Source organism: Paenarthrobacter sp. JL.01a, from assembly GCF_025452095.1.
In the GTDB taxonomy this organism is placed as follows: Bacteria; Actinomycetota; Actinomycetes; order Actinomycetales; family Micrococcaceae; genus Arthrobacter.
Genome location: NZ_CP104877.1, coordinates 822,773 through 841,639 on the forward strand (window position 1 = coordinate 822,773; position 18,867 = coordinate 841,639).

The window sequence follows — 18,867 nt, forward strand, 5'->3', positions numbered from 1 at the left end:
CTCGAACGAACACCTGGCCCCCCCGTGAACAATCCACGCCACCCTTTAGCGAACTCCGGCTCGCACGAATTGCCGGTCTTCACAGTCCAATCAATCAGGAGACAAATGAATCCACTTACCGCCGCGCTGTGTTCGCGGCCGACTGTTCCCTCCGTTAATTATCGGCCCCAGGTTGTTGCTGGACGGGAGGCCGAGTGAGTTTCGGGGTCAATGAATACAGGGACAACTGGCTTCAGGCCGTCAAGAATGACATCTCGATGAGCTCCGCGGCGTGCAAGGTGGCATACACGATTGGCGATTCGATGGGGCTCGGGCGGATCGTCACCAGCAATTGGCATCGGCTGAACAGCTACATGAACCGCAGCCGCACTGACCGCGCCATTCTCGCCGGCATCAAGGAGCTTCAGGTTGGCGGCTATCTGAACTGGTATACGGGCACCGAATATTACTATTCCTTCGGTTGGCGGCTGACCCTTCCCGGGGAGGGGCTGTGAAGACTCCGATCCGGGGCATTCCATCGCGCCCACTGCAGTACGCAAGGGCAATCAGCAATTCGGACCTTCCCACGACGACACGGACTGTGTGTTGGGCGATTGCCAGTTTCGCCAACAACAACACGGGCAAGGCATTTCCGTCCCTGCGGGCCCTTTCCAAGGCCACGGGGCTCTCCAAGGCTACGATCTCGAAGCACACGATTCTTGCTGAATCTGAGGGGTATCTTCTGAAGCATCAGCGGTTCAACAACTCCATCTGGTATGTCATCACAACGCCACCGTCGGATGCACCGGAGTCGGTAGCGATGGCCAAGTGCGAGGAAGCTGCAGTGCATTCCGAAGCCTGGCTTCGGTCTATTCACGGCCTCGACGAGCCCTCGAAGGAGGGATAGGCAACACTCGCTGGTTTGTGGGGTGGGTATTGCAGACACTGCTGGGTGCTGATCCTCCTGCCGCTACCTACCTCATGCAAATGGGGGTACCCCTGGCCACAACAAAGAGGCCGAGGTACCCCCACAAAACCGTTCCCTAACTACCTCACGGTTAACTACCTCAGAGTAGAACTACCTCAGTAGTTCTACCTCTGCGGAACTACCTCTACTACAACTACTCCAATGGCCACCACGTCGTGCTCCGAGGTCGGGGCCCCTGACGGCGCCCCTCCTAAGCGGCGGTGCCGCACTAAAGATCCAGCCTCCGGCTGTTCCCACCCTGCCTTCAGGGCAGGGACAGGTTTCAACTATGCATCGCATATAAATTGCCGAATTCATCGATTCGGCTGTGAAGGCAAGCGGAGCGCCGCGCAGCCCGCAGGGCGGAGCAAGCTCCGCGTAACTCAACGATTTCTGAGACGTGCCTCCGGCACAAACAACCCGATGGAGGAAAACCATGACAAAATCTGCGTCCGGGCGTGCCGCATGTGTGGAAAGCCTCAGGCAGGCCCGTTCGTTCGACGCCTACAAGCGCCGTTATGTGCGTCTGGGTCTCTGCTACCCCTGTGCCGCTCAGGCGGCATACGGACACCAGTTGGGCTTTTCCCTGTCCAAGCCGCCCTGCCACGCATGCGAGGCAGTTGTGGACACTTTTCCCGTGAAGCGGGTAAACGGGTGGAGCTCGTGGAGCCCGCGCCACGGGGCCAAGCTTTCAGCGGGGCTGCGCCCCAAGAAGGCCATTTAGCGGCCCTGAGCGCCGAATTTCTGACAACGGTCCCAGCACTAGGGACCGCGGGGTCCATCCTCACCCGGGAACGGTATCGATCATCAGCAGCCGCTTTCAACAAGGTTTTGACAAGACGGCGGGACCAGTGACGTCGTGTGGGGAACTCGAACGCACCGGGGAGCTCGGAGCTGAACCTTCCGCGCAGCCCGTCCATGGCAAATGATGATGCGGATTGACCGACATTGGAGCCCTACGCCTAAGCCGATGGATGGCCGCTGAATGTGCTTAGACGGGCCGTGGGCTTGTATTTCTTGACAACACCTCATTCCCCTTAAAGACGTACTCAGAAAGATGTGACATCACTCCACGATGCGAGCTTCTCGTAGCGCGGCTTCCGCCGTGTCACGCAGGGCCAGCCCGGCCCTGAATGTCGTTACGCCGGGCAGATGTCGCCGACGTCTCGGTACCTAACCAAAAAGGACGCGCCCAGCCCCAAGTGAAGTCATCCCGATGGATGGGCTTCTCGTAGCGGCTTCCGCTGTGTCACGCAGGGCCAGCCCGGACTTGAGTATGTTGACCGCAGCGTTGACATCGGCGTCATCCACATGCCCACATAAAAGACAATTGAAAAACTTGCCATTTCGGTTGGCGGCTTCCCGGTGTCCGCATTTGCTGCATGACTGGGACGTGTAAGCGGGGTCGACCTGGATGAATTCCCGCCCGGCGCTCTCAGCCTTGGCACGTATCATTTCCAGGAACAATCTCCAGCCCGCGTCGCGGATGGACCGGTTGAGTCCAGTCTTTGCGCTCCCTCCGTTGTGCTCGTAGCCCCCGGTCCCGTCGGGCCGGGGCGCTGCACGCCGAGTCATACCGGCGATATTCAGATCTTCGGCCACTATGACGTCGTAACGGTCCACTAGCCGGCGTGCCGCCTTGTGGAGATAGTCGTGGCGCTGGTTCCTGATCTTCCGATGCACATCGGCGAGCCGCTCCCTGGCCTTGCGCCGCCGGTTGGATCCCCGCTGGGTGCGGGCCAGCGTCCTGTCGGCATCAGCCAGCCGGGACTGGGAAGCCCTGCCGTAGGCGGGGTTTTCGATACGCTCTCCCAAGGACGTGTACGCTAGCCCGTTGGGCCCAGTGGCCAGGTCAATCCCAACCCTGACGCCCGTCATTTGCAGCGCCACCGGCAGCGCCTGATCGGCGGCCAGGACGACATACCAGCGCCGGCCTTCCCGCCTGATGCCGATTCTGGTCAACCGCCGTGCCACGACAGGGCGATGCTGCTTGACCTTGATGTGGCCAACACCTTGAAAGTAGACCCTGGTCTGGGTCGGGTGGGAGTCCCACTTGGCACCGTCGCCATTGCGATGGTCCACCGTGTCGAAGTAGCCGATGCCCTTGAAGCGCGGATATCCAGGGGCGGAAGAAGGCCTTAAATGCCCTGTCAAGCCGTCGGAGTGTCTGTTCCTGCGCCGAATAGGACCAGCGCGCTTGATCCTCGTCCTCTGCACGTACCGCAGTTAGCTGGGCATCCTGATCGGCAAACCAAACCTGCTTGCCACGTTTCCATGCATCCCTACCTTCCTGCAATGCGGCGTTGTAGAGGGACCGGTGGTCGTCCAGCATTGCCCGGAGCAGTGCGTCCTGCTTCGAGGTCGGGTACATGCGGAACTTGTAAGAGCGGATCACTGCAGGTCCTCATGTGGCGAAAGCCACCCGGTCTAAAAGCGTCGGGATCGACCATGTGTTACTAGTGCTGCAGACAAACCAAGTGTACTTCCACTGGCATTGATTTGTGCCTATACGTCCGCAGCAGTCTTCCGGGGAGCAAACGCTCCGCTGGGCTGAAAGGCGTGCGCTTGTTGGGGGCCGCATCCGGGAGATTCGCCTTGAGCAGGGCTTGTCACAGGAAGCCCTGGCCTTGGAGTCAGGCCTTAGCCGGACCATGATCATCGGGATCGAGTGGGGTCGGAAGAGTGTTGCTTATGAGCGGTTGTGGGACATCGCCGCGGTCCTGGACTGTGACGTCACTGAATTGTTTGTGCCTGCTCAGAGCCGTCCATCAGTGACTCCGTATCGAGGCGGCAGCAGAGCGATGAGCAAATCAGATGACAGGTAGTGTCCCGAGCATGCCATAGGCGCAGAAAATGGAGTTGTTTAAGAGTCGAGCGCGGCCCGGATGAGAGGCCGGATGACAGGTTTACCGCGAATCTGGGATCTGCCTTCGGCGGAAAGATTGCACAACGGGTGGATATCCTGCAGGGCCTGCGACATGTTCGAGGCGTAGTGCGAGCGTCTTTCCTCGCGTACGGAATGGGGAGCCGCCGGGATCAAAAGGATTCCGCGTTGTTGCTGGAAAGGGATACCGTGGGGTGACCAATCTCGGGACGTGTTGGAACCCCGGCGAAACTGGCAAGGTGTCCCAGCCCGGCCGGGTTCCCGTAGGGCAGGCCATTGGCTTCGGCCCACGCGTCCATTTCCGGGCTGACAGGGATGTGGCCCAAGGCCCAGGCTGTCCCGGCGGGAGCAAAGGCTCTCGCATCGCGGCGCTTGGTGTTTACAGTCCCGGTGACAACCTGCATGTGGTCTGGCCGCACGCAGAGCTTACGGTTGCAAATGTGGTCCAAAGTCTTACCTTTGGCGTGGCCACCGTAGAACCAGACGTAGGCGAAGCGGTGGGCTAGCCATGGCCCGCCGGCATGGAACTTCCCGTAACCGTCATCAGGGGTCTCTCGCCATAACCAGCAGCCGTACACCCAGTCAGGTTCGATAGCACTAAGGAATCTGGCCAGTGTCTTCTCTTGGGCAGCTTTGGATCTGGTGGTGAGAGCTAGTTGCTCGTGGGGCCGACAGTAGTCGGATCTCGTTTTCCTGTCCCTGGGGAACAACCTTGTGGTGCAGCCTTCCGCCCGACACTGCGGCTGCTTACGCAACCACGCCTTGTAATGCTTCTCGCACATGTCCCGCTTGATTGCCCGTGCCTCGCAGCCGCCCTCTAGGCAGGTCTTCCCCTTAGCCAAATCGCGCCCATCCTTGTCCCACTTTTTCAGCCCCTTCAGCCTATCCGGCCCCCGGTTTCCAGGCGCCACTGGGCGGTTTTCGGCCTGCTTTCGATTGCTGGGTCCGCAGTGACCCTTTTAGGTATCTAGTGGGTGTTGGCTGCTGGCGGCCCGCGGAGCCAACCGCGCGGATCGGCGGGCTGACAAGCTACCAGTGATGGTGGGGCTCGGCCTGGACCATAGAGTGTCTCCATCTGGGATCTGTACCGGGGCCTCCGGACGGAACGTCCGGGCTGTCATACCCCACCGATCACTTAGTTCCTCGCGGGCACCTATGGCGTACACCCACCCTGGCACGGTGCGTCGCCAAGCTCAGTGGGCAGATCCGTTGGCCACACCGGGCAGAATTTGCTCGCCACCAGCGGGAACATCAACTGGCCGCCCGTGGGCAGAAACTACTGGCCATTGACACCGTGCCGTCAAGACAAGCGTCCGTGGCTTGTATCGTCGTGCCTCCTTTTTCGGAGTCACCTGCGTCTCTCGTACGAGCTAGGGCGATTAGGAGGGCGAGGTGGGGAGGGAAACTCACCCGCGTCTCTCGCGCGGAATAACGGAAAGCGCACCTGCGTCACTCAGATGCAGTACGCGTGGCCCATCCCCAGAACCACCCAGCTCTCGTGGGGATCGAGGATGCTCTATCGCGGAGACCAGGTCGCACCGCGAAAATGCACGTGTGTTTGGTCGAGCTACCCTGCCCCGGAGGCAATCGAAGCGTCGTCAGAATCTCGGCGCACACGGCCTCCTGTGGGGCTGCTGAGCCGGCAGGCACCACTACGAATGTCACCGCCAGCTGGGTAGGAATGGCTCTCTCCTAAGTGTCGCCGTGCCCACGCAATTTCTTGCTTGACAGGTGCTGCTGACTGAGCCGTGGGCATGTCCGACCCTACTCGGCGTTCGTCTGGTGGGCCCGTTCCTGTCGGATTTCCTCGCGGCCCCTAAGTATCGACTCCGCAAGCGACATTGCCATTACCAATGCGATGTAGGTCCAGGCCCACAAGCCACTCAGGACGCCGGTCGCCAGCAGCAGGAAGCCGAGGGCAACGAGTGCCCACGACGTGACCTTGAGTGCGCGCACAACGCTTGCGACTGGCATGAAATGATCATCCCTTTCCCAGTAACTGCCGTAAAGACCTTGCCAAAGCCGTTGGTGGCAACTTCGAGTAGTCCATGAGTGCATCATCTCGACGCATCACAGGGTGATGTCCGCCTTGCCTGATGCGTCTGGTCCAACCGGCATCTGGGAATCAACAATGGCAGCAACCCTTGAGACCGGTAACCGCTTCAATATGGGTGACAACTACCATGCCCATGATCTGATGCAAGCGAAGGGGTGGGGGGAGACTCTCAATTTCTGCGGGCCCCTGCCCGCCGGTGATAGCGCCCGCCAAGTCGTACGGGAATGAGAGTGGACAAACGGAGGATTTACATGCGGCGGACCCATCTCGGGATGGTACCAAGATGTGCTCCGGGTCAGCCGACCTGTTAGGCCGTGCGCGCCATGACACGCGTCCGGCATGATTACGAAAAATCTCGACACTGACCAGGACCCGGAATGTCCGACGCGCATCTGGAGCGGCGGGTTCGCACCTTCGCGTGGCTTCAACGCGTTCGTCCTCGCGCAGCTAGTCTGACACTTGTCGTAATAAGGGAGCCGGAAATGCCTACCCTTTGTGTGTCTGAGGTGTTTATCGCCGCCCTCTCGTCGTGCTTCATCCAATTGCACGGAAACCGTTTAGCTCGCGAGACCCATACACCGTCCAGCCCGCGTCCAAACCAAATCCAACCTCCGATTTGGCCTGGAACAGCGGGCCGAACGTCGGTGTCCGTCACATCTCAGGCCCGGTTGCTCCTTGGCTGAGGTCCTTGGCTTTCGTCTCCGGAACGGTGATGATGACGGCAGCAGCGATGAGCAGTAAGGTGACCGCGTAAACCGTGAAGGCGACGGGACCCACGGTTGAGTTCAGCCATGTCTGCAGATACGGTGCGGTTCCACCGAAAATGGCAACCTGGATGGAGTAGGGGACCGCTACGCCCACTGTGCGGATGCCTGTGGGGAACATCTCGGCGAAGAACGCTGGGACTATTGCTGCGTTCGCTGCGATAAAGAAAAGCATGACTGACATGGAGATGAACAGCTGCCAGGCGGAGTCGCGCAGTAGCCAGGTCATGGGGAAAAACATGATGGCTGCGCCGATGAAACTGATCCACAGGATTGGTTTGCGGCCGAAGCGGTCAGATGCTTTGCCCCACAAGGGGAGTGCAGCTAGGAACACCACGTTGGCACCGACCCCGGCCCACAACGCTTGGCCGGGGTCGATTCCCAAGGACGTGGATGCGAAGACCGGGGCTGCGACGCTCCAGACGTAGAAGGCCACGCCTCCACCCATCCCGATTCCCACGATTTGAATGGCCTGCTTGCGGTGTTTGACGATCTCGCGCCACATGGAAGACTGTCGGGCCTTTGAACTGTCGTTGGCGAATGTTTCGCTCTCGCTCATGCGCATTCGCATAACGAGTGCGTAGAGGCCGAACACGCCACCCAAAAGAAAGGGGAGCCTCCAGCCCCACGCGAGCATGTCCTGCTTGGAGAGTATGACGGTAAGCACCGCGCCCAGCAGTGTCCCAAAGAGCACACCGATAGTTGCCGAGACGTAGATAAGGGAGGACCACAGGCCGCGTTTCTCCCTTGGAGCTACTTCTGAGATAAAGGTCTGGGCGCTGGGCAGTTCACCACCATGCGCAAGGCCTTGCAGTACCCTTGCACACACCAGGACCACCGAGGCCCAGGCCCCAACGGTTGCAAAAGTGGGAGCAACACCGATCAGCAGGCTCCCGACTGCCGCGAGTCCCACCGTTAGGCTCATCGAGGTCTTTCGACCGACTCGGTCTCCGATCCAACCGAAAACAAAACCACCTAGCGGGCGTGCGAGAAAACCTATGGCAAAGACCCCCAGGGTGGATAACACGGCGGAAAGCGGGTCAGCGTTGTTGAACAGTTGGGTGGCGAAGAAGGGGGTGAACGTGGCGTAGATGGTCCAGTCGTAAAACTCAAGAGCATTGCCGAGGCCAGTACCAAGGGCGTTTTTGCGCTTTTGCTGCCTTTGGCCTGTATCGGCGTTCTTGGTTGGAGAGAGTTGGGTTAGTTGTGAATCATTCATCGGTCTTACTTTCTGAGCTGGGATGTTGGGGAGTTGTCGCGCGCCGCTTCGTAAGGTGCGCGTTGGTGTGCCATCAGAGGAATTTCTTGGTGTTTTCCATCCGGCGCCGGAGCTTTAGGAATGCTTCGCGGTCGAGCTTGGGACCGCTCTCTTCGATGACTTGGCTCGCCTTGGTTGCACCATCACAGAGGAGGTCAACAACGCTGACAGCTAGAAGTTTTGCGTTGTTGACGGCGGTGAGAACATGATCGGCGATGGTGAAGTCGCGGGAATGGATGAGGCCGTCGCAGCCGCTGTTGACCAAGGGGAGGACCAGCGGGAGGAGCAACTGAAGGTCTCCGGAGTCGGTTGATGCACCGATTGGCCTGCCGTGGCCCTCGATGGCATTGTCTCCGAAGAGTTGCCTTCCGTTGCTGTCAACCAGCTCTACCAATGGCTGATCTTGTTTGAATGGGAAGCATCCGACGACCGTGGTGATCTCTACCTCTGCGCCCACCGCCACGGCACCGGCCTGCATGCTTCGATCGACCTTGTTGGATGCGTCTTCCAAGGCCTCGATTGATCTTCCTCTGATCATGACTTCGAGTTCAGTCAGACCTGGGATGGTGCTGACCATTTCGCCCGAGTTGGTGATCAACTGGCTGATCCGGACGGAGTCCTCGTCTCTAAAAGTCTCACGTTGGCTTTCGAGGGCCGTTAGAGCCAGCGTCAGTGCCTTGAGCGCGTTAATTGACTCATGCGGGTTCTCACCTGCATGTCCGGTTTTGCCGGTGAAGGTGACCTTTTTCAAGATGGAGCCTGTGAAACTGTGGCCCATCGTAAATAGTGGTGCGGTGCTGTCCGTGCTTGGATGGGTGATCAGGCCCAGGTCGATATCGTCGAATTCTCCCAATCTGATGAGTTCGGGTTTTCCGCAGACGAACTCGATGTCACCGGCCTCACGCAGCGAAAGCCGCCAGTCCACTTCGATAAGTTCCTCGGCTGGGAGTGCGAAGAGGACCACGTCACCATCGAGCTGGTCCATAACGCCTTGAAGTCCTAGGGCGGCACCAATCATGGCGCCAATCTCGATGTGGTGTCCGCACGCGTGCGCCGCCCCGGTGTGCTGATTTGCCAGGGGATGGTCCGGGGTGATGACGGAATCCATTTCACCGAGAAGTGCCACTGTGTGACGATCTGATCGTCCAGTCATACGAGCTTTGACACCAGTCCTGGCAAGGCCTGAACGGTAATCGATACCCATGTCTTCGAATTGAGCAGCAATACGACGGGCGGTGCCGAATTCGCGGAATCCTGTCTCCGGGTGCAGTTGGATTTCACGGCTAATCGCGACGATCCGTTCAGCCTGCCTGTCGATCTCCGCCAGGACGCGGGCCTTGATATCCTGTGCGGTCCTTGGATGAGCAGAGCCCAGAGTCTCCTCTTTGAGCGCCATGATGACCTCCTGATTTGAGTACTCTTCAAGACGTACTCGGACGGGTTTGGAACGTGGTTGCTTGCGGTGGGTGGCCTCTTTACGGCGCTGGCCGGGAGGCCCCTCCAAAGCCGAGATCCCTTGCGCGGAGGGTGAACTCAAAGCTGCGGTGGTTTTTTCATTCTGACCGGATTTTCATGCGTGTAATCTTTTATGCATGATCAGAGAAATTTCTTAGATGCTCATGTCTGATTCGTTCATTCCGGATGAGGTGGATCTGCAAATCATCAATGCCCTACAGATCAGGCCCAGAGCGTCCTGGAGCCAGATCGCCGGCGTAATTGGCATTGATCCCGCCACAGCGGCACGTCGCTGGCGTCGCCTCGAAGATGCAGGTGCGGCATGGATAGCGTGCAATCCTCCCTACGAGTCGCTCACAGCTATCGCCCACGTCGAAATCGACTGTGTCCACGGGCGCACGGCCGACGTTGCACAACAGCTCGCCCGTGATAGCGCGTCTGTCTCCATCACCATCAACGCAGGTGGTCGTGATCTGCAGGTCATGGTCTGGACATGTACCAGCAAGGAGCTCGCACGGTACGTTCTGGACCGACTCGCCCAGATCGACGGAATCCGCGCCGTCCGGACTTTTCCTATCGTCAGGATCTACAGGGAAGCCACTGGCTGGAGATTGGGCGCGCTGAACGCCGAACAGAGTAGGCGCCTGCGCCCGCCTAGTGCCGTAATGGTCAAGCCTCTATCGAGGCAGTTGACAGACGCGGAATGGGCAGTTTTCAATGCCCTGAACAGGGATCCCCGCATCGAGATCAAACAATTGGCTTACGAGCTTGGGGTTAGTCCCTCGACTGCCCGGCGTCGACTCGACGATCTGCTCAACAATCAATCAATTCTCCGCACGGAGGTAGCTCGCAGTCTCTCCGGAACTCCCGTTTACGCCACGTTCTTCGGTGTGTGCCCGGCGGAGAGACTCGACTCCACTGCTGAAGCCCTCACCACCCTGCCGGAAATCCGCGGAGTCAGTACGCATGCAGGAAAGCACAATGTTTTCATCACCGCCTGGTTACGTTCACTGGAACACGTCCAAACCTTCGAAGCGGAAATCGCGCGCAAGCTCCCACACCTACGGATCGTTGATCGAACAACGGTCCTTCGGACGATCAAGCTAATCGGCAGACTGATGGACGACGACGGATGGTCTATCGGCAGCGTTTCCACCGACGTGCGACAAACCTCGATGGGGGACGTGGAAGGCTTGCCGGATCGGGCACAGCTGCGCCCTGGGCCCTGATAATATCTGCCGTCAGCGCCGGCCCGGCATGAGCGTTGCCGGCAGATTATCGGTCTATCGAGGCGGTGCGCCGGCATAGACCGCTGGTCATTCACCAGGACATCTACGGGGCGCTTCCGGAGGGATTCACAGGGCACGACTTCAAGTATTGGGCTGCCTGAGCGATGCCATTGCCTGTGGTCTCGACCGGGATGTCTGGGGCAGCCCTGGCACGCGCCATGATGACGATCGTGGCCGCCTCCGCACAGCTCAATGAACGGCAGCTTTCGAGCGCGCTCGTGCTGTATCGGCTGCTGCCGTTGCCCACGGAGGAAAGACCGGCCGCAAGCCGCCGCTTCCAGCAACTCTGTCGCCCCGACAACAGCTTGCCTAATGCGAGCATGGGCTCCCACAGCACGGCGGGTGGATACATGTCCGTGGGACCCAAGGTTTCGCGTTGCCCAATCCGACAAGTCCCGAGCCCGATGAGAGGGAACTACTTGGGCAGCGTTCCTATTACGGGCCTGAGCGCAGCGGATGAGCCTGGCAATAAGGAACTCCCCAGATGTTGGCCGCCACTGAAGTGCTGGCTAAAGGGGGTGTTCAACGACCGAACTACTTTTGCAGAAACAGCCTTATGACTTCTGCTACTCCTGCTGGGTCGGTGATGTGGGCGAAGTGTGTCTGTCCAGGGAACGTTATCTCTGTGGAGTTCGGTAGGTTCTTTAGGTGGCGGGAGGCGCCAATCATGTGTGATGGGCTTGCTTCGCCGACCAGTAGCAGCGTGCGTGTTGGTATCTTCAGATATTGGGGAATGAGTGCCGCTGTTAGGTCGATCTCTCGTAGTTCACGCGTCCATGTGGGGCTGAGCCGGACCATGTCGGGCCACAGGGGTGTTGCCGCCAAGGCTTCGGTCTCTTCAGGGCTGATGCGAAGGAAGTGTGCGGCGGCGATGTGGATGGCCTTCTCTCCGTCGCCTTCCTCTATGGCGGCGGCATAGTCGTCGAGAGCCGGGCCGGCGGTCGGTGAGTCAACTGGCAGCGGCGGTTCGTAGAGCACAAGGTCCGATACGGGTGCCCCGGTCCTTGCAGCTTCCAGGGCGCAAATGGCGCCGTAGGAGTGGCCAAGAAGGGCTGGGTTGTCGCCAGCGACGGCCATTATGGTTTTGATGTCTTCGACTTCCGTGGCTAGTGAGTAGTCGTCGGCGTCGGAGCTTAGCCCGCGCCCGCGGCGGTCCATTACATATACGGTGTTGCTTTTAGCCAGTTGCTCGGCAACGGGGAGCCACTGGTCTCCCGTGGAGATGCTGCCGTGGACTATGACTATCGGGGCGCCGTCGCCCGCTTTGCGGAACCCAATCATGGTGCCGTCGGTTGATGCCACAGCGTGCTGGCTGATGGTGTGAGATGTCATCTGGAACTCCTCTTCGTGTGGATTGCTGGTCGAACTGAGTAGGAATGCCGGCTTGCGCCGGTTGCGATTCGGCCCACCGGGGCAACACTTGGTCTGGAGTTCCGAAGGTGGCCTTATCCATAGTCGGAAGCGCCTGGCGATGCGCTTGGGACTGGGAGTGATGCCCGGAACCGCTCCGTGTTTGTGGGGTTCGTTCCTGAAGAAGTACATGGATATGTAGCCGTCGCCCAGGGCCCCGAAGTTCCCTTCCGCCAGTGCCTGCTGTGCCACCTCTGTCGAACGGCTCGCGCACCGCCTCGCAAAGAAGGCCGGGCGAGTCATTTCTGGCCCGTCGTTGGATGTCTGTCTCGGCATTGCCAGGTCTGTTGCTGTCCTGGATGGCCGGGGCAGAAGTGGGGCCGTAAGCAACGAGGCGGCCGGCTGGCAGTGCCAAGGGCCGCTAGCTGAAGTCGGGGTCGCGGTCTTGGTAGATGCGCGAGTCTACGCGCCAGACGTCGATGCCATCGTTCTGGTGGATCATCTTTCTCCCCTTCCCTTGGCTGAGTTGAATCCACAGGATGGTCCCGTCGCCGGTTAGGTCGTCGACCCAGCCTGTTTCGAGTACTTTTGGTCCGCGTTTGAGTTCTATAAACTCGGCCCGCCACAGGTACTTCCATTGCTTTATCAGGAGGGGTGAACCCCGGCGCGGAGGCGTCATGTGAACACCCGGTTCGCATGAGTGGACTGCCGGGAGCTTGCCTGTACTCGTCAGAGTGTTTCTATTGTTCATGTATTTCTACCTGGGCCGCACGTGGTTTAAGGTTTTACCCGCCCGAAGAGGGAGTTGGCTGGTATGCGGCAAACTTCCAGTTCCCGGCATCCTGAACCCATACCGCCAACGACCGATTGTTTATGGTCTTGTCGGTGCCGTTTACTGTGACGTCCGCGCTCATCTGGCCGAAGACTAGTGCCGTGTCTCCGATGATGAGGATGTTGTCAATGTCATGCTCTATACGGCGGTAGCGAAGCGCCCCCGTCCGGAGTTTGTCGAGGTACTCGGTTCGTGAATCCCGGTTGCCACCGGAGTGTGAGTAGACGAGCTGTGGGTGGCATAGGCCTTCAAAGGTTGCCAGATCGGGTTCAAGAGCCGCCGTATAGCGGGTTTCTTCCAGGCGCCGGATGAGGGACTGCGGATCATGTATAGGGGACATGGTTCTCCTGACTCAACTGACGGAGGTCATCTGGTATCGACGATCCCGTCTGCTCTTGATGGATGTGAGCACGGGAATGGGGGCCTGAGGGGCCCCCATTCCTAGCCCTAAGCGGTCAGCCCTGGGGCTTTCAGTGCCGTGAGGGCATACCTAGTTCGCGAGTCGCGGGAAGAGCGCAAGTGCGTTTTGGCGATTGATTGCCCGCTGTGTCTTTGCCGGCAATCGTGATTCGTCCAGCTGTTTGGTGAAATATGCCACCCCTGGCGCCGTGACGTGCGGGAAGTCGCTTCCGAACAGGACACGGTCTTCTCCTGCAAATTCCAGGAGTGTCGGGAAGGCAGCCTGGGCAGAGGTTTGCGCGGTGTCGTAGTAGAACTTGCCCAGTTCATTGAGTACGGCTTCAGGTGTCCAGGCCGATCCATCAAGCCCGAAGGTGAAGGCAATCCGGTGAGAGGCGTAGGGCAGGAATCCTCCGCCGTGCGCCAGGATGTACCGGATGTTCGGGTATCGAGTGGTGGTGCCTTTGCGCACCAGATTCACGGCGGCCCTTGTGGTGTCGAGGAGGAAGTCGGCGATGTATGGAGGGACTCCTGCGATGGGGTTGGCAGGAAGACTTGAGGGGTGAACGAAGACAACTGCGTGCCTGCGGTTTAGTTCCTCCATGAGGGGATCGAACGCCGGGTCGCCCAGGTAAACGCCTCGTGAATTTGCCAGAAGGATGACTCCGTCGGCGTGCAGGGTGTCGAAGGCGTAGGCGAGTTCTTCGAGGGCCCCGGCAACGTCGGGGAGAGTCAGAGTTGCGAAGAGGCCGAACCGGGCGGGTTCGTCTTTGACTATTTCTGCAACGTGTTCATTGACGCGGCGCGCCATCGTTCGCGCTTCAGTATCATCACCAAGGTGGACGCCTGGTGTTGAGATGCTAAGGATTGAGGTCCTGACTCCGTGCAGATCCATGATCTCTTTAGCCATGGGAACTGACCAGTCGGGGATCTTCAATCCTCCTGCGGTCTGGCCGCGGGAAACCAGCCAGTCTTTATAAAAGGCCGGCGACGCGTGGTGATGTACATCGATCCTGGACGGACCATTTGCCCCGTAGGCTGGGCCCCCTGCGCTGGCCGGCGCTGTCCCCACTGCTGCCAGCGGGAGGGAAACAGCACCCACTCCCATTGCTTGAAGAATCGTTCGCCTTTGAACCGGAAAAAGCGACTTTGCATTCACCGGTGCCTCCTCTATCTAGTTGGGTTGATTGTTGCCGTTTGAGTGCTCATTTTGGCTGGTACTTCTGCACGCGCCCGCAGCCTTTGGCGGACGGGCGCGTAAGGCCTTAGATCTCTGCGGGGGCAAGGACGATATCGAAGCGGGTCCTTGCCCATGAATGGCCGTTAAGGTCGCGCCCGTCAGGGGTAGGGGTGTCAGGGGCTTTTGTCTCGAAACGCTTGATGAGCGAGTCCTTGACGCCGAAGACGGAGTCACCTATTTCGATTTGGGGATCTCCCTCGACGAATATGTGGGTGACCAAGGTCCGTTGGCCCGGGGCGGTCACCATGAAGTGAAGGTGGGACGCTCGGACGGGGGAGCGGTCGGTAGCCTCCAGCATTCGTCCGACGGGGCCGTCGTGTGGGATCGGGTAGGGGGTCGGAGTCAGCCCCCAGAAGGCGTACTTTCCTTCATGGTCGGAGTAAAGGTGCGCGCGGCCGGTGACGCGGCCGTCGTCGTACTGAACGTCATAGAACCCGTCTTCGTCTGCTTCCCACACCTCAATCCGTGCGCCGGGGACAGGATTGCCCGCGGTGTCGGTGACGGTTCCTTCCACCCAGCAGCTTTGGCCCGGTGCCCCTCCTGAGATGTCTCCTCCGATGGGTATCTCCGGGGCATCCTGCGTGAAGAAGGGACCGAAGACGGTGGCTTCGGTGGCGTTTCCGGAGACCGGGTTGTTGACGGCGATGGTCTGCATGGAAGCGCCCAGTACGTCAGAGAGAAGGATGAATTCCTGACGTTTGTCGTCCGTTATGTGCCCCACCTGGGTGAGGAATTCGATGGCTTGGTTCCATTCGTCTTCGGTGAGTCGAACTTCGCGGATGTAGGCGTGCAGGTGCTTTACTAGGGCCTGCAGCAGTGTTTTCAGCCGGTCATCTGATGTGGCTTCGAAAGACGCGACGACGGTGTCAGTGAGTTTTTTCTCGGCTGCGGCTTGCGCCGGGCTGACACCGTGAGAGGTGGTGTCGATCATGGTGCATCTCCTGCTTGCGTTTGGTTGTGGTTACTGTGCCAAGCTCAGCGCGACGGAGGGTGCTGTTCCGTCGAGCGCGTCCGAGAGCAGGCGGCGGATGCTGGCCTCGGTAACGGGTGCCGGGTTGGACGCGGGAGCCACTTTCAGGATCCGATGGACAGCTTCCGATATATCGGTGGCTTTGAAGCCGTAGTCGGAAAGACGTGTGGGCGCGCCGAGGATGTCACGGAGTGCGTTTAGTGCATCAACGGCGCCCTCAGGGGCCTGCCTGTTATTGGCTTCGGGGGTACTCAGCGCTTCGGCCAAGCGCGAGGACAGCTCTGGCACCGACGGTGCGTTCAGTGCCAACACGTAGGGCAGGATGGTGGCGTGTGTTTCGGCGTGAGGCAGGTCAAATGTTCCACCCAGAACGTGACAGATCTTGTGGTGCAGGCCAGATCCGGCGGAGGCGAAGGAGACGGCTGCAAGGTAGCAGCCGTAGAGTGCTTGCTCGCGGGCGTCCATGTCATCCGGGTTGGAGACGATGCCGCGCAGAGCCCGTGCGATCGCCCGGGTTCCCTCCAGTGCCAGAGCCTGGTTGATGGGGTCTGCTTTGGGTGCCCAGAGGGAATCCACGCAGTGTGCAAGTGCGTTGAGGCCGGAGGAGACCGACAGCGCCACCGGCAGCGTCCTGGATAGTGTCGCGTCGTAGATGACGGTGACCGGGAGGACCTTGTCGTCTATGCCGGTGGTCTTGGTGCGGTTTTCGGTGATACCCCACATATTGGTGGCTTCGGATCCGGCGTAGGTTGTGGGGACGGCTACAACGGGGATGCCGCTGGTCAGCGCCACGGCCTTTGCCAGCCCAGTCGTTGACCCCCCGCCTACGCACACGATCAGGTCAATCTCCGCTTCAGCGGCGGCGGATCGGGCGGATTCGGCTACCTCAACGGGGACGTGCTGAGCCACGTTATGCCACCACAGGGCTACGGGGACATCATTTAATGATGCACGGGCGGCTGAGGCCTCCGATTTCGAGGCAATAGCCATGATGCGCCTGCTTCCCAGGCGACGCGCCTCCCTGGCGATATTAGTGGAGACTTGGCCTGTTCCGAAGAGAACCCGCTGACCAAGGGTGACATGTTCAAATTCCATTAAATTCTCGTCTTTCTGTGCTCGTCTCGGGCGGAAACGTCCCTGCCCCAAGCACTTTGATTCGCCCCAGTGGCCGGCTCCGGCTTCGCGCTGTTGTTGGCCGGAGGTCGCGGGGCCGGAAACCGGCCCCGCGATTCCAAGCCCTACCCGGGAAAGTGCACTACGAGGGGCTTTTCTTGGAAATAGGTAGCAACCGATTGTCCAAAGCTTCGGGCGTTGTCCGTGGTGGGGAACACTTCAAGATGGTCTTCGATGCGGTCCCATCCAACTTTCAGCAAGTAGGTCGACGGTTGGTCGATGCTGCGCGTGAGATCGACGGAGCGGCATCCGGGAGCAGATTCCAGGTGGTGCCGCGCTGATGCGAATGCCGATTCGAAAGCGTCCGATTCCTCGGGGCTGATGGTCAGGTGCGCGTGTTCGTAGATCATGCCGGTATCTCCTGTCTGCTACGCGCGGTCGGCCAGGTCAAGGAAGCTTCCGTTGAAAAAGACCAGGGGCATCCCTTCGTCGTGGACCTCGAAACCTCGTACTTCGCCCACCACTTGTACGTGGTCGCCCAGGATCAGGGTGCTGTACGTGGTGCATTCCAGGCTGACTGAAGCATCGGCCAAAACGGGATTCCCGCTCTTATTCACAGACCAGTCAACTCCGTCGAACCGGTCCGATCCCTTCCTGGAGAAGGCGCGGCAGAGGTCTCCCTTGTCGTGTCCGAGGACGTTGATGGTGAAAGTCGGGGACGTTTTGAGTCGAGGCCAGGTCGTTGAGCTGACGTCCACGAAGAACGTCACCAGCGTAGGTGACAGCGAGACAGAGGTGAAAGAGCCTACGGTCATGCCCACGGGGCCGTCCTCTGTCATCGCCGTCACGATCGCGACGGGCGTCGGGACAAATTTCATCGCCTGACGAAATTCCTGGGGGTCCACTGTTTGATCTGTCTCGAATTCTGCAAGAGTTGTCATTTCACACATCCATGGTGAGGGGGTTGTCGGCGCCCAACAGGAGGCGCCCGTATACTTCCTTGCCTACTTCAGGCGTGACGTAGGCGTGCCGGCCCGCGATCTCCGCGTCCCGCCAGATGCGGTTCAGAACGTTGGCATCTGCGAAGGAGCCAGCACCGTTGGCGGTCATGAGGTCGTCAATACCTTCTTTGACCAGTTCGGCGATGATGCCGGTGTCATTGCGGATCCTGCCTCGGGTGAGCAGATCCGGAAGGTGCCTCTCTGCTGCTGCCCGGTCGATATCCAGGCATCCCTGGCGCATAAGCAGTTCAGCGAGGTGGAACCGGTTAGCTGCGCGTGAAACTCCCAGCTGGTGGGTGGGGGAGTTCTTCGCTGCCGTGTACTGCGTGTAGGCGACCCGCTTATCCGGGAGCTTGGCCAAGGTAAGTTCCAAGGCATGGCGCGCCAAGCCAATCTGGGCCCCGACCAAAATCAGGGCAGCGACCGGGATGAAGGCCATGTTGGAATTGCGTTCCTCTGCCTGGTGCGGTGTCAGGAAATTTGCCTCGCGCATGTCAACGAAGCGCTGCACCCGATGTTCAGGGACGAAGTGGTCCTCAACGACAATCGTGTCGCTGCCGGAGCCACGCATGCCAGCGACAAACCAAGTCGGGCGGATCGTCCACGCCTCCTTGGGGATCAGGGCCAGGGCGCGGGGATCATTGTCACCGGCATCCGGAAGGGCTATTCCTAACGTGGCCCAGTCTGCGGCGAACGAGCCGGAGGAGTAGGGCCATTCACCGCTGACGAGATATCCCCCCTCGACCCGTTCGGCTTTGCTGCCTGGGGTGAAGATGCCGGATACCTTGGCCTTCGGGTTTGCGCCGAAGACGTCATCCTGGGCTTCCTGGGAGAAGGTGGTGGCGAACCAGGTGCAAACGTTCAGCAGCGCGACAGCCCATGCAGTAGAACCATCTCCCTTGGCCACTTCTGCGATTGTCTCCATCGCAGTGCGCAGGTTCGCCTCGTGCCCGCTGTAACGGGCAGGAACCAGGAGGCTGAAAAGATCCGCCTCCTCCAAGGCAGCGATGACCTCGGGGGCAACGCGGCGGTCGTCGGAGGACTGCTCCGCGTACTTGCGGATGAGCGGAATGAGTGAGGTAGCGCGGGCGACGATATCCTCGTTGGGTTCGATATCGACGGGAGCGGCTATGGAGTCACGGCCCGCTTCACTGAGGGTCTGCGTCATGATATGTCCTTAGAGATATGATGTGGATCACTGGTTCAACTACCGTAGGTCCGGGATTCCGAGGTAGAAATCCCATTGACGAAGGGGACTATCCCCAAAGCGCAACCGCTCTATCCCAGGGTGAAATGAATCCGGCGACACT

Annotated in this window: 18 protein-coding genes and 2 pseudogenes; 4 read left to right on the forward strand and 16 right to left on the reverse strand. The window is 59.7% G+C overall.

Annotated features, from left to right (window positions below):
* Positions 1-194 precede the first annotated feature (194 nt).
* Together N5P29_RS03990 and N5P29_RS03995 are read left to right on the forward strand one after the other, a co-directional pair.
* On the forward strand, positions 195-494 hold the full coding sequence (locus N5P29_RS03990) for a hypothetical protein (RefSeq protein ID WP_262277371.1): 300 nt from the start codon (positions 195-197) through the stop codon (positions 492-494).
* Positions 491-886, forward strand: a complete 396-nt coding sequence (locus tag N5P29_RS03995) for a helix-turn-helix domain-containing protein (protein WP_262277372.1) — start codon at positions 491-493, stop codon at positions 884-886. Before N5P29_RS03990 ends, N5P29_RS03995 begins: the two co-directional genes overlap by 4 nt.
* A gap of 1,233 nt (positions 887-2,119) precedes the next feature.
* Here the strand turns inward: N5P29_RS03995 and N5P29_RS04000 are convergent.
* Entirely contained in the window at positions 2,120-3,100 is a 981-nt protein-coding gene (locus tag N5P29_RS04000; RefSeq protein WP_262277373.1) for an RNA-guided endonuclease InsQ/TnpB family protein, read from the reverse strand.
* A 166-nt stretch (positions 3,101-3,266) separates the two neighbouring features.
* Positions 3,267-3,317, reverse strand: a pseudogene (locus tag N5P29_RS21055) (hypothetical protein); the annotation flags it as partial.
* 130 nt (positions 3,318-3,447) lie between these two features.
* Between N5P29_RS21055 and N5P29_RS21060 the strand changes: the two are divergent.
* Entirely contained in the window at positions 3,448-3,771 is a 324-nt protein-coding gene (locus N5P29_RS21060; RefSeq protein WP_410007894.1) for a helix-turn-helix domain-containing protein, read from the forward strand.
* A 211-nt stretch (positions 3,772-3,982) separates the two neighbouring features.
* Here N5P29_RS21060 and N5P29_RS04005 read toward each other — a convergent pair whose 3' ends face one another.
* The 5 genes and pseudogenes from N5P29_RS04005 to N5P29_RS04020 form a co-directional block, all read right to left on the reverse strand.
* On the reverse strand, positions 3,983-4,234 hold the full coding sequence (locus N5P29_RS04005; protein ID WP_262277374.1) for a hypothetical protein: 252 nt from the start codon (positions 4,232-4,234) through the stop codon (positions 3,983-3,985).
* Between the two features lie 33 nt (positions 4,235-4,267).
* Positions 4,268-4,612: pseudogene (locus N5P29_RS21065) on the reverse strand (hypothetical protein); the annotation flags it as partial.
* 982 nt (positions 4,613-5,594) lie between these two features.
* Positions 5,595-5,804 (reverse strand): hypothetical protein, encoded by a 210-nt coding sequence (locus tag N5P29_RS04010; protein WP_262277375.1) that lies wholly within the window; start codon positions 5,802-5,804, stop codon positions 5,595-5,597.
* Between the two features lie 733 nt (positions 5,805-6,537).
* Positions 6,538-7,869, reverse strand: a complete 1,332-nt coding sequence (locus N5P29_RS04015) for an MFS transporter (protein WP_262277376.1) — start codon at positions 7,867-7,869, stop codon at positions 6,538-6,540.
* A gap of 73 nt (positions 7,870-7,942) precedes the next feature.
* The gene (locus tag N5P29_RS04020) at positions 7,943-9,304 is read right to left on the reverse strand and encodes an amidohydrolase (protein WP_262277377.1); all 1,362 of its coding nucleotides are present in this window, start codon (positions 9,302-9,304) and stop codon (positions 7,943-7,945) included.
* A gap of 223 nt (positions 9,305-9,527) precedes the next feature.
* On the opposite strand from N5P29_RS04020, the gene N5P29_RS04025 reads away from it, so the two are divergent.
* Positions 9,528-10,592 carry an Lrp/AsnC family transcriptional regulator gene (locus N5P29_RS04025; RefSeq protein WP_262277378.1) on the forward strand — a complete coding sequence of 355 codons (1,065 nt, stop codon included), beginning with the start codon at positions 9,528-9,530 and terminating at the stop codon, positions 10,590-10,592.
* A 594-nt stretch (positions 10,593-11,186) separates the two neighbouring features.
* On the opposite strand, the gene N5P29_RS04030 is transcribed toward N5P29_RS04025, so the two are convergent.
* The 9 genes from N5P29_RS04030 to N5P29_RS04070 all read right to left on the reverse strand — a co-directional run bounded on the left by N5P29_RS04030 (position 11,187) and on the right by N5P29_RS04070 (position 18,725).
* A complete protein-coding gene (locus N5P29_RS04030) occupies positions 11,187-12,254 on the reverse strand; it encodes an alpha/beta fold hydrolase (RefSeq protein ID WP_262277379.1) in 1,068 nt (355 codons plus the stop codon).
* Positions 12,255-12,423: 169 nt separating this feature from the next.
* Positions 12,424-12,681, reverse strand: a complete 258-nt coding sequence (locus N5P29_RS04035; RefSeq protein WP_262277380.1) for a hypothetical protein — start codon at positions 12,679-12,681, stop codon at positions 12,424-12,426.
* Between the two features lie 106 nt (positions 12,682-12,787).
* Positions 12,788-13,174, reverse strand: coding sequence for a nuclear transport factor 2 family protein (locus tag N5P29_RS04040; RefSeq protein WP_262277381.1), 387 nt, complete (start codon positions 13,172-13,174; stop codon positions 12,788-12,790).
* Between the two features lie 150 nt (positions 13,175-13,324).
* Positions 13,325-14,341 (reverse strand): amidohydrolase family protein, encoded by a 1,017-nt coding sequence (locus tag N5P29_RS04045; RefSeq protein ID WP_262277382.1) that lies wholly within the window; start codon positions 14,339-14,341, stop codon positions 13,325-13,327.
* A gap of 157 nt (positions 14,342-14,498) precedes the next feature.
* A complete protein-coding gene (locus tag N5P29_RS04050) occupies positions 14,499-15,404 on the reverse strand; it encodes a hydroxyquinol 1,2-dioxygenase (RefSeq protein ID WP_262277383.1) in 906 nt (301 codons plus the stop codon).
* A 30-nt stretch (positions 15,405-15,434) separates the two neighbouring features.
* On the reverse strand, positions 15,435-16,538 hold the full coding sequence (locus N5P29_RS04055; protein ID WP_262277384.1) for a maleylacetate reductase: 1,104 nt from the start codon (positions 16,536-16,538) through the stop codon (positions 15,435-15,437).
* Positions 16,539-16,681: 143 nt separating this feature from the next.
* Entirely contained in the window at positions 16,682-16,966 is a 285-nt protein-coding gene (locus N5P29_RS04060; RefSeq protein WP_262277385.1) for an antibiotic biosynthesis monooxygenase family protein, read from the reverse strand.
* Between the two features lie 18 nt (positions 16,967-16,984).
* Complete coding sequence (locus tag N5P29_RS04065) at positions 16,985-17,497, reverse strand: flavin reductase family protein (RefSeq protein ID WP_262277386.1); 513 nt, start codon at positions 17,495-17,497, stop codon at positions 16,985-16,987.
* Position 17,498: 1 nt separating this feature from the next.
* Complete coding sequence (locus N5P29_RS04070; protein WP_262277387.1) at positions 17,499-18,725, reverse strand: acyl-CoA dehydrogenase family protein; 1,227 nt, start codon at positions 18,723-18,725, stop codon at positions 17,499-17,501.
* Positions 18,726-18,867: the final 142 nt, after the last annotated feature.

Bases quoted from the DNA above. Each gene is read 5' to 3' on its own strand.
- N5P29_RS04005 (WP_262277374.1), bottom strand. From the start codon at position 4,234: ATGCAGGTTGTCACCGGGACTGTAAACACCAAGCGCCGCGATGCGAGA.
- N5P29_RS04010 (WP_262277375.1), bottom strand. From the start codon at position 5,804: ATGCCAGTCGCAAGCGTTGTGCGCGCACTCAAGGTCACGTCGTGGGCA.
- N5P29_RS04015 (WP_262277376.1), bottom strand. From the start codon at position 7,869: ATGAATGATTCACAACTAACCCAACTCTCTCCAACCAAGAACGCCGAT.
- N5P29_RS04020 (WP_262277377.1), bottom strand. From the start codon at position 9,304: ATGGCGCTCAAAGAGGAGACTCTGGGCTCTGCTCATCCAAGGACCGCA.
- N5P29_RS04025 (WP_262277378.1), top strand. From the start codon at position 9,528: ATGTCTGATTCGTTCATTCCGGATGAGGTGGATCTGCAAATCATCAAT.
- N5P29_RS04035 (WP_262277380.1), bottom strand. From the start codon at position 12,681: ATGACGCCTCCGCGCCGGGGTTCACCCCTCCTGATAAAGCAATGGAAG.
- N5P29_RS04040 (WP_262277381.1), bottom strand. From the start codon at position 13,174: ATGTCCCCTATACATGATCCGCAGTCCCTCATCCGGCGCCTGGAAGAA.
- N5P29_RS04045 (WP_262277382.1), bottom strand. From the start codon at position 14,341: ATGGGAGTGGGTGCTGTTTCCCTCCCGCTGGCAGCAGTGGGGACAGCG.
- N5P29_RS04050 (WP_262277383.1), bottom strand. From the start codon at position 15,404: ATGATCGACACCACCTCTCACGGTGTCAGCCCGGCGCAAGCCGCAGCC.
- N5P29_RS04055 (WP_262277384.1), bottom strand. From the start codon at position 16,538: ATGGAATTTGAACATGTCACCCTTGGTCAGCGGGTTCTCTTCGGAACA.
- N5P29_RS04060 (WP_262277385.1), bottom strand. From the start codon at position 16,966: ATGATCTACGAACACGCGCACCTGACCATCAGCCCCGAGGAATCGGAC.
- N5P29_RS04065 (WP_262277386.1), bottom strand. From the start codon at position 17,497: ATGACAACTCTTGCAGAATTCGAGACAGATCAAACAGTGGACCCCCAG.
- N5P29_RS04070 (WP_262277387.1), bottom strand. From the start codon at position 18,725: ATGACGCAGACCCTCAGTGAAGCGGGCCGTGACTCCATAGCCGCTCCC.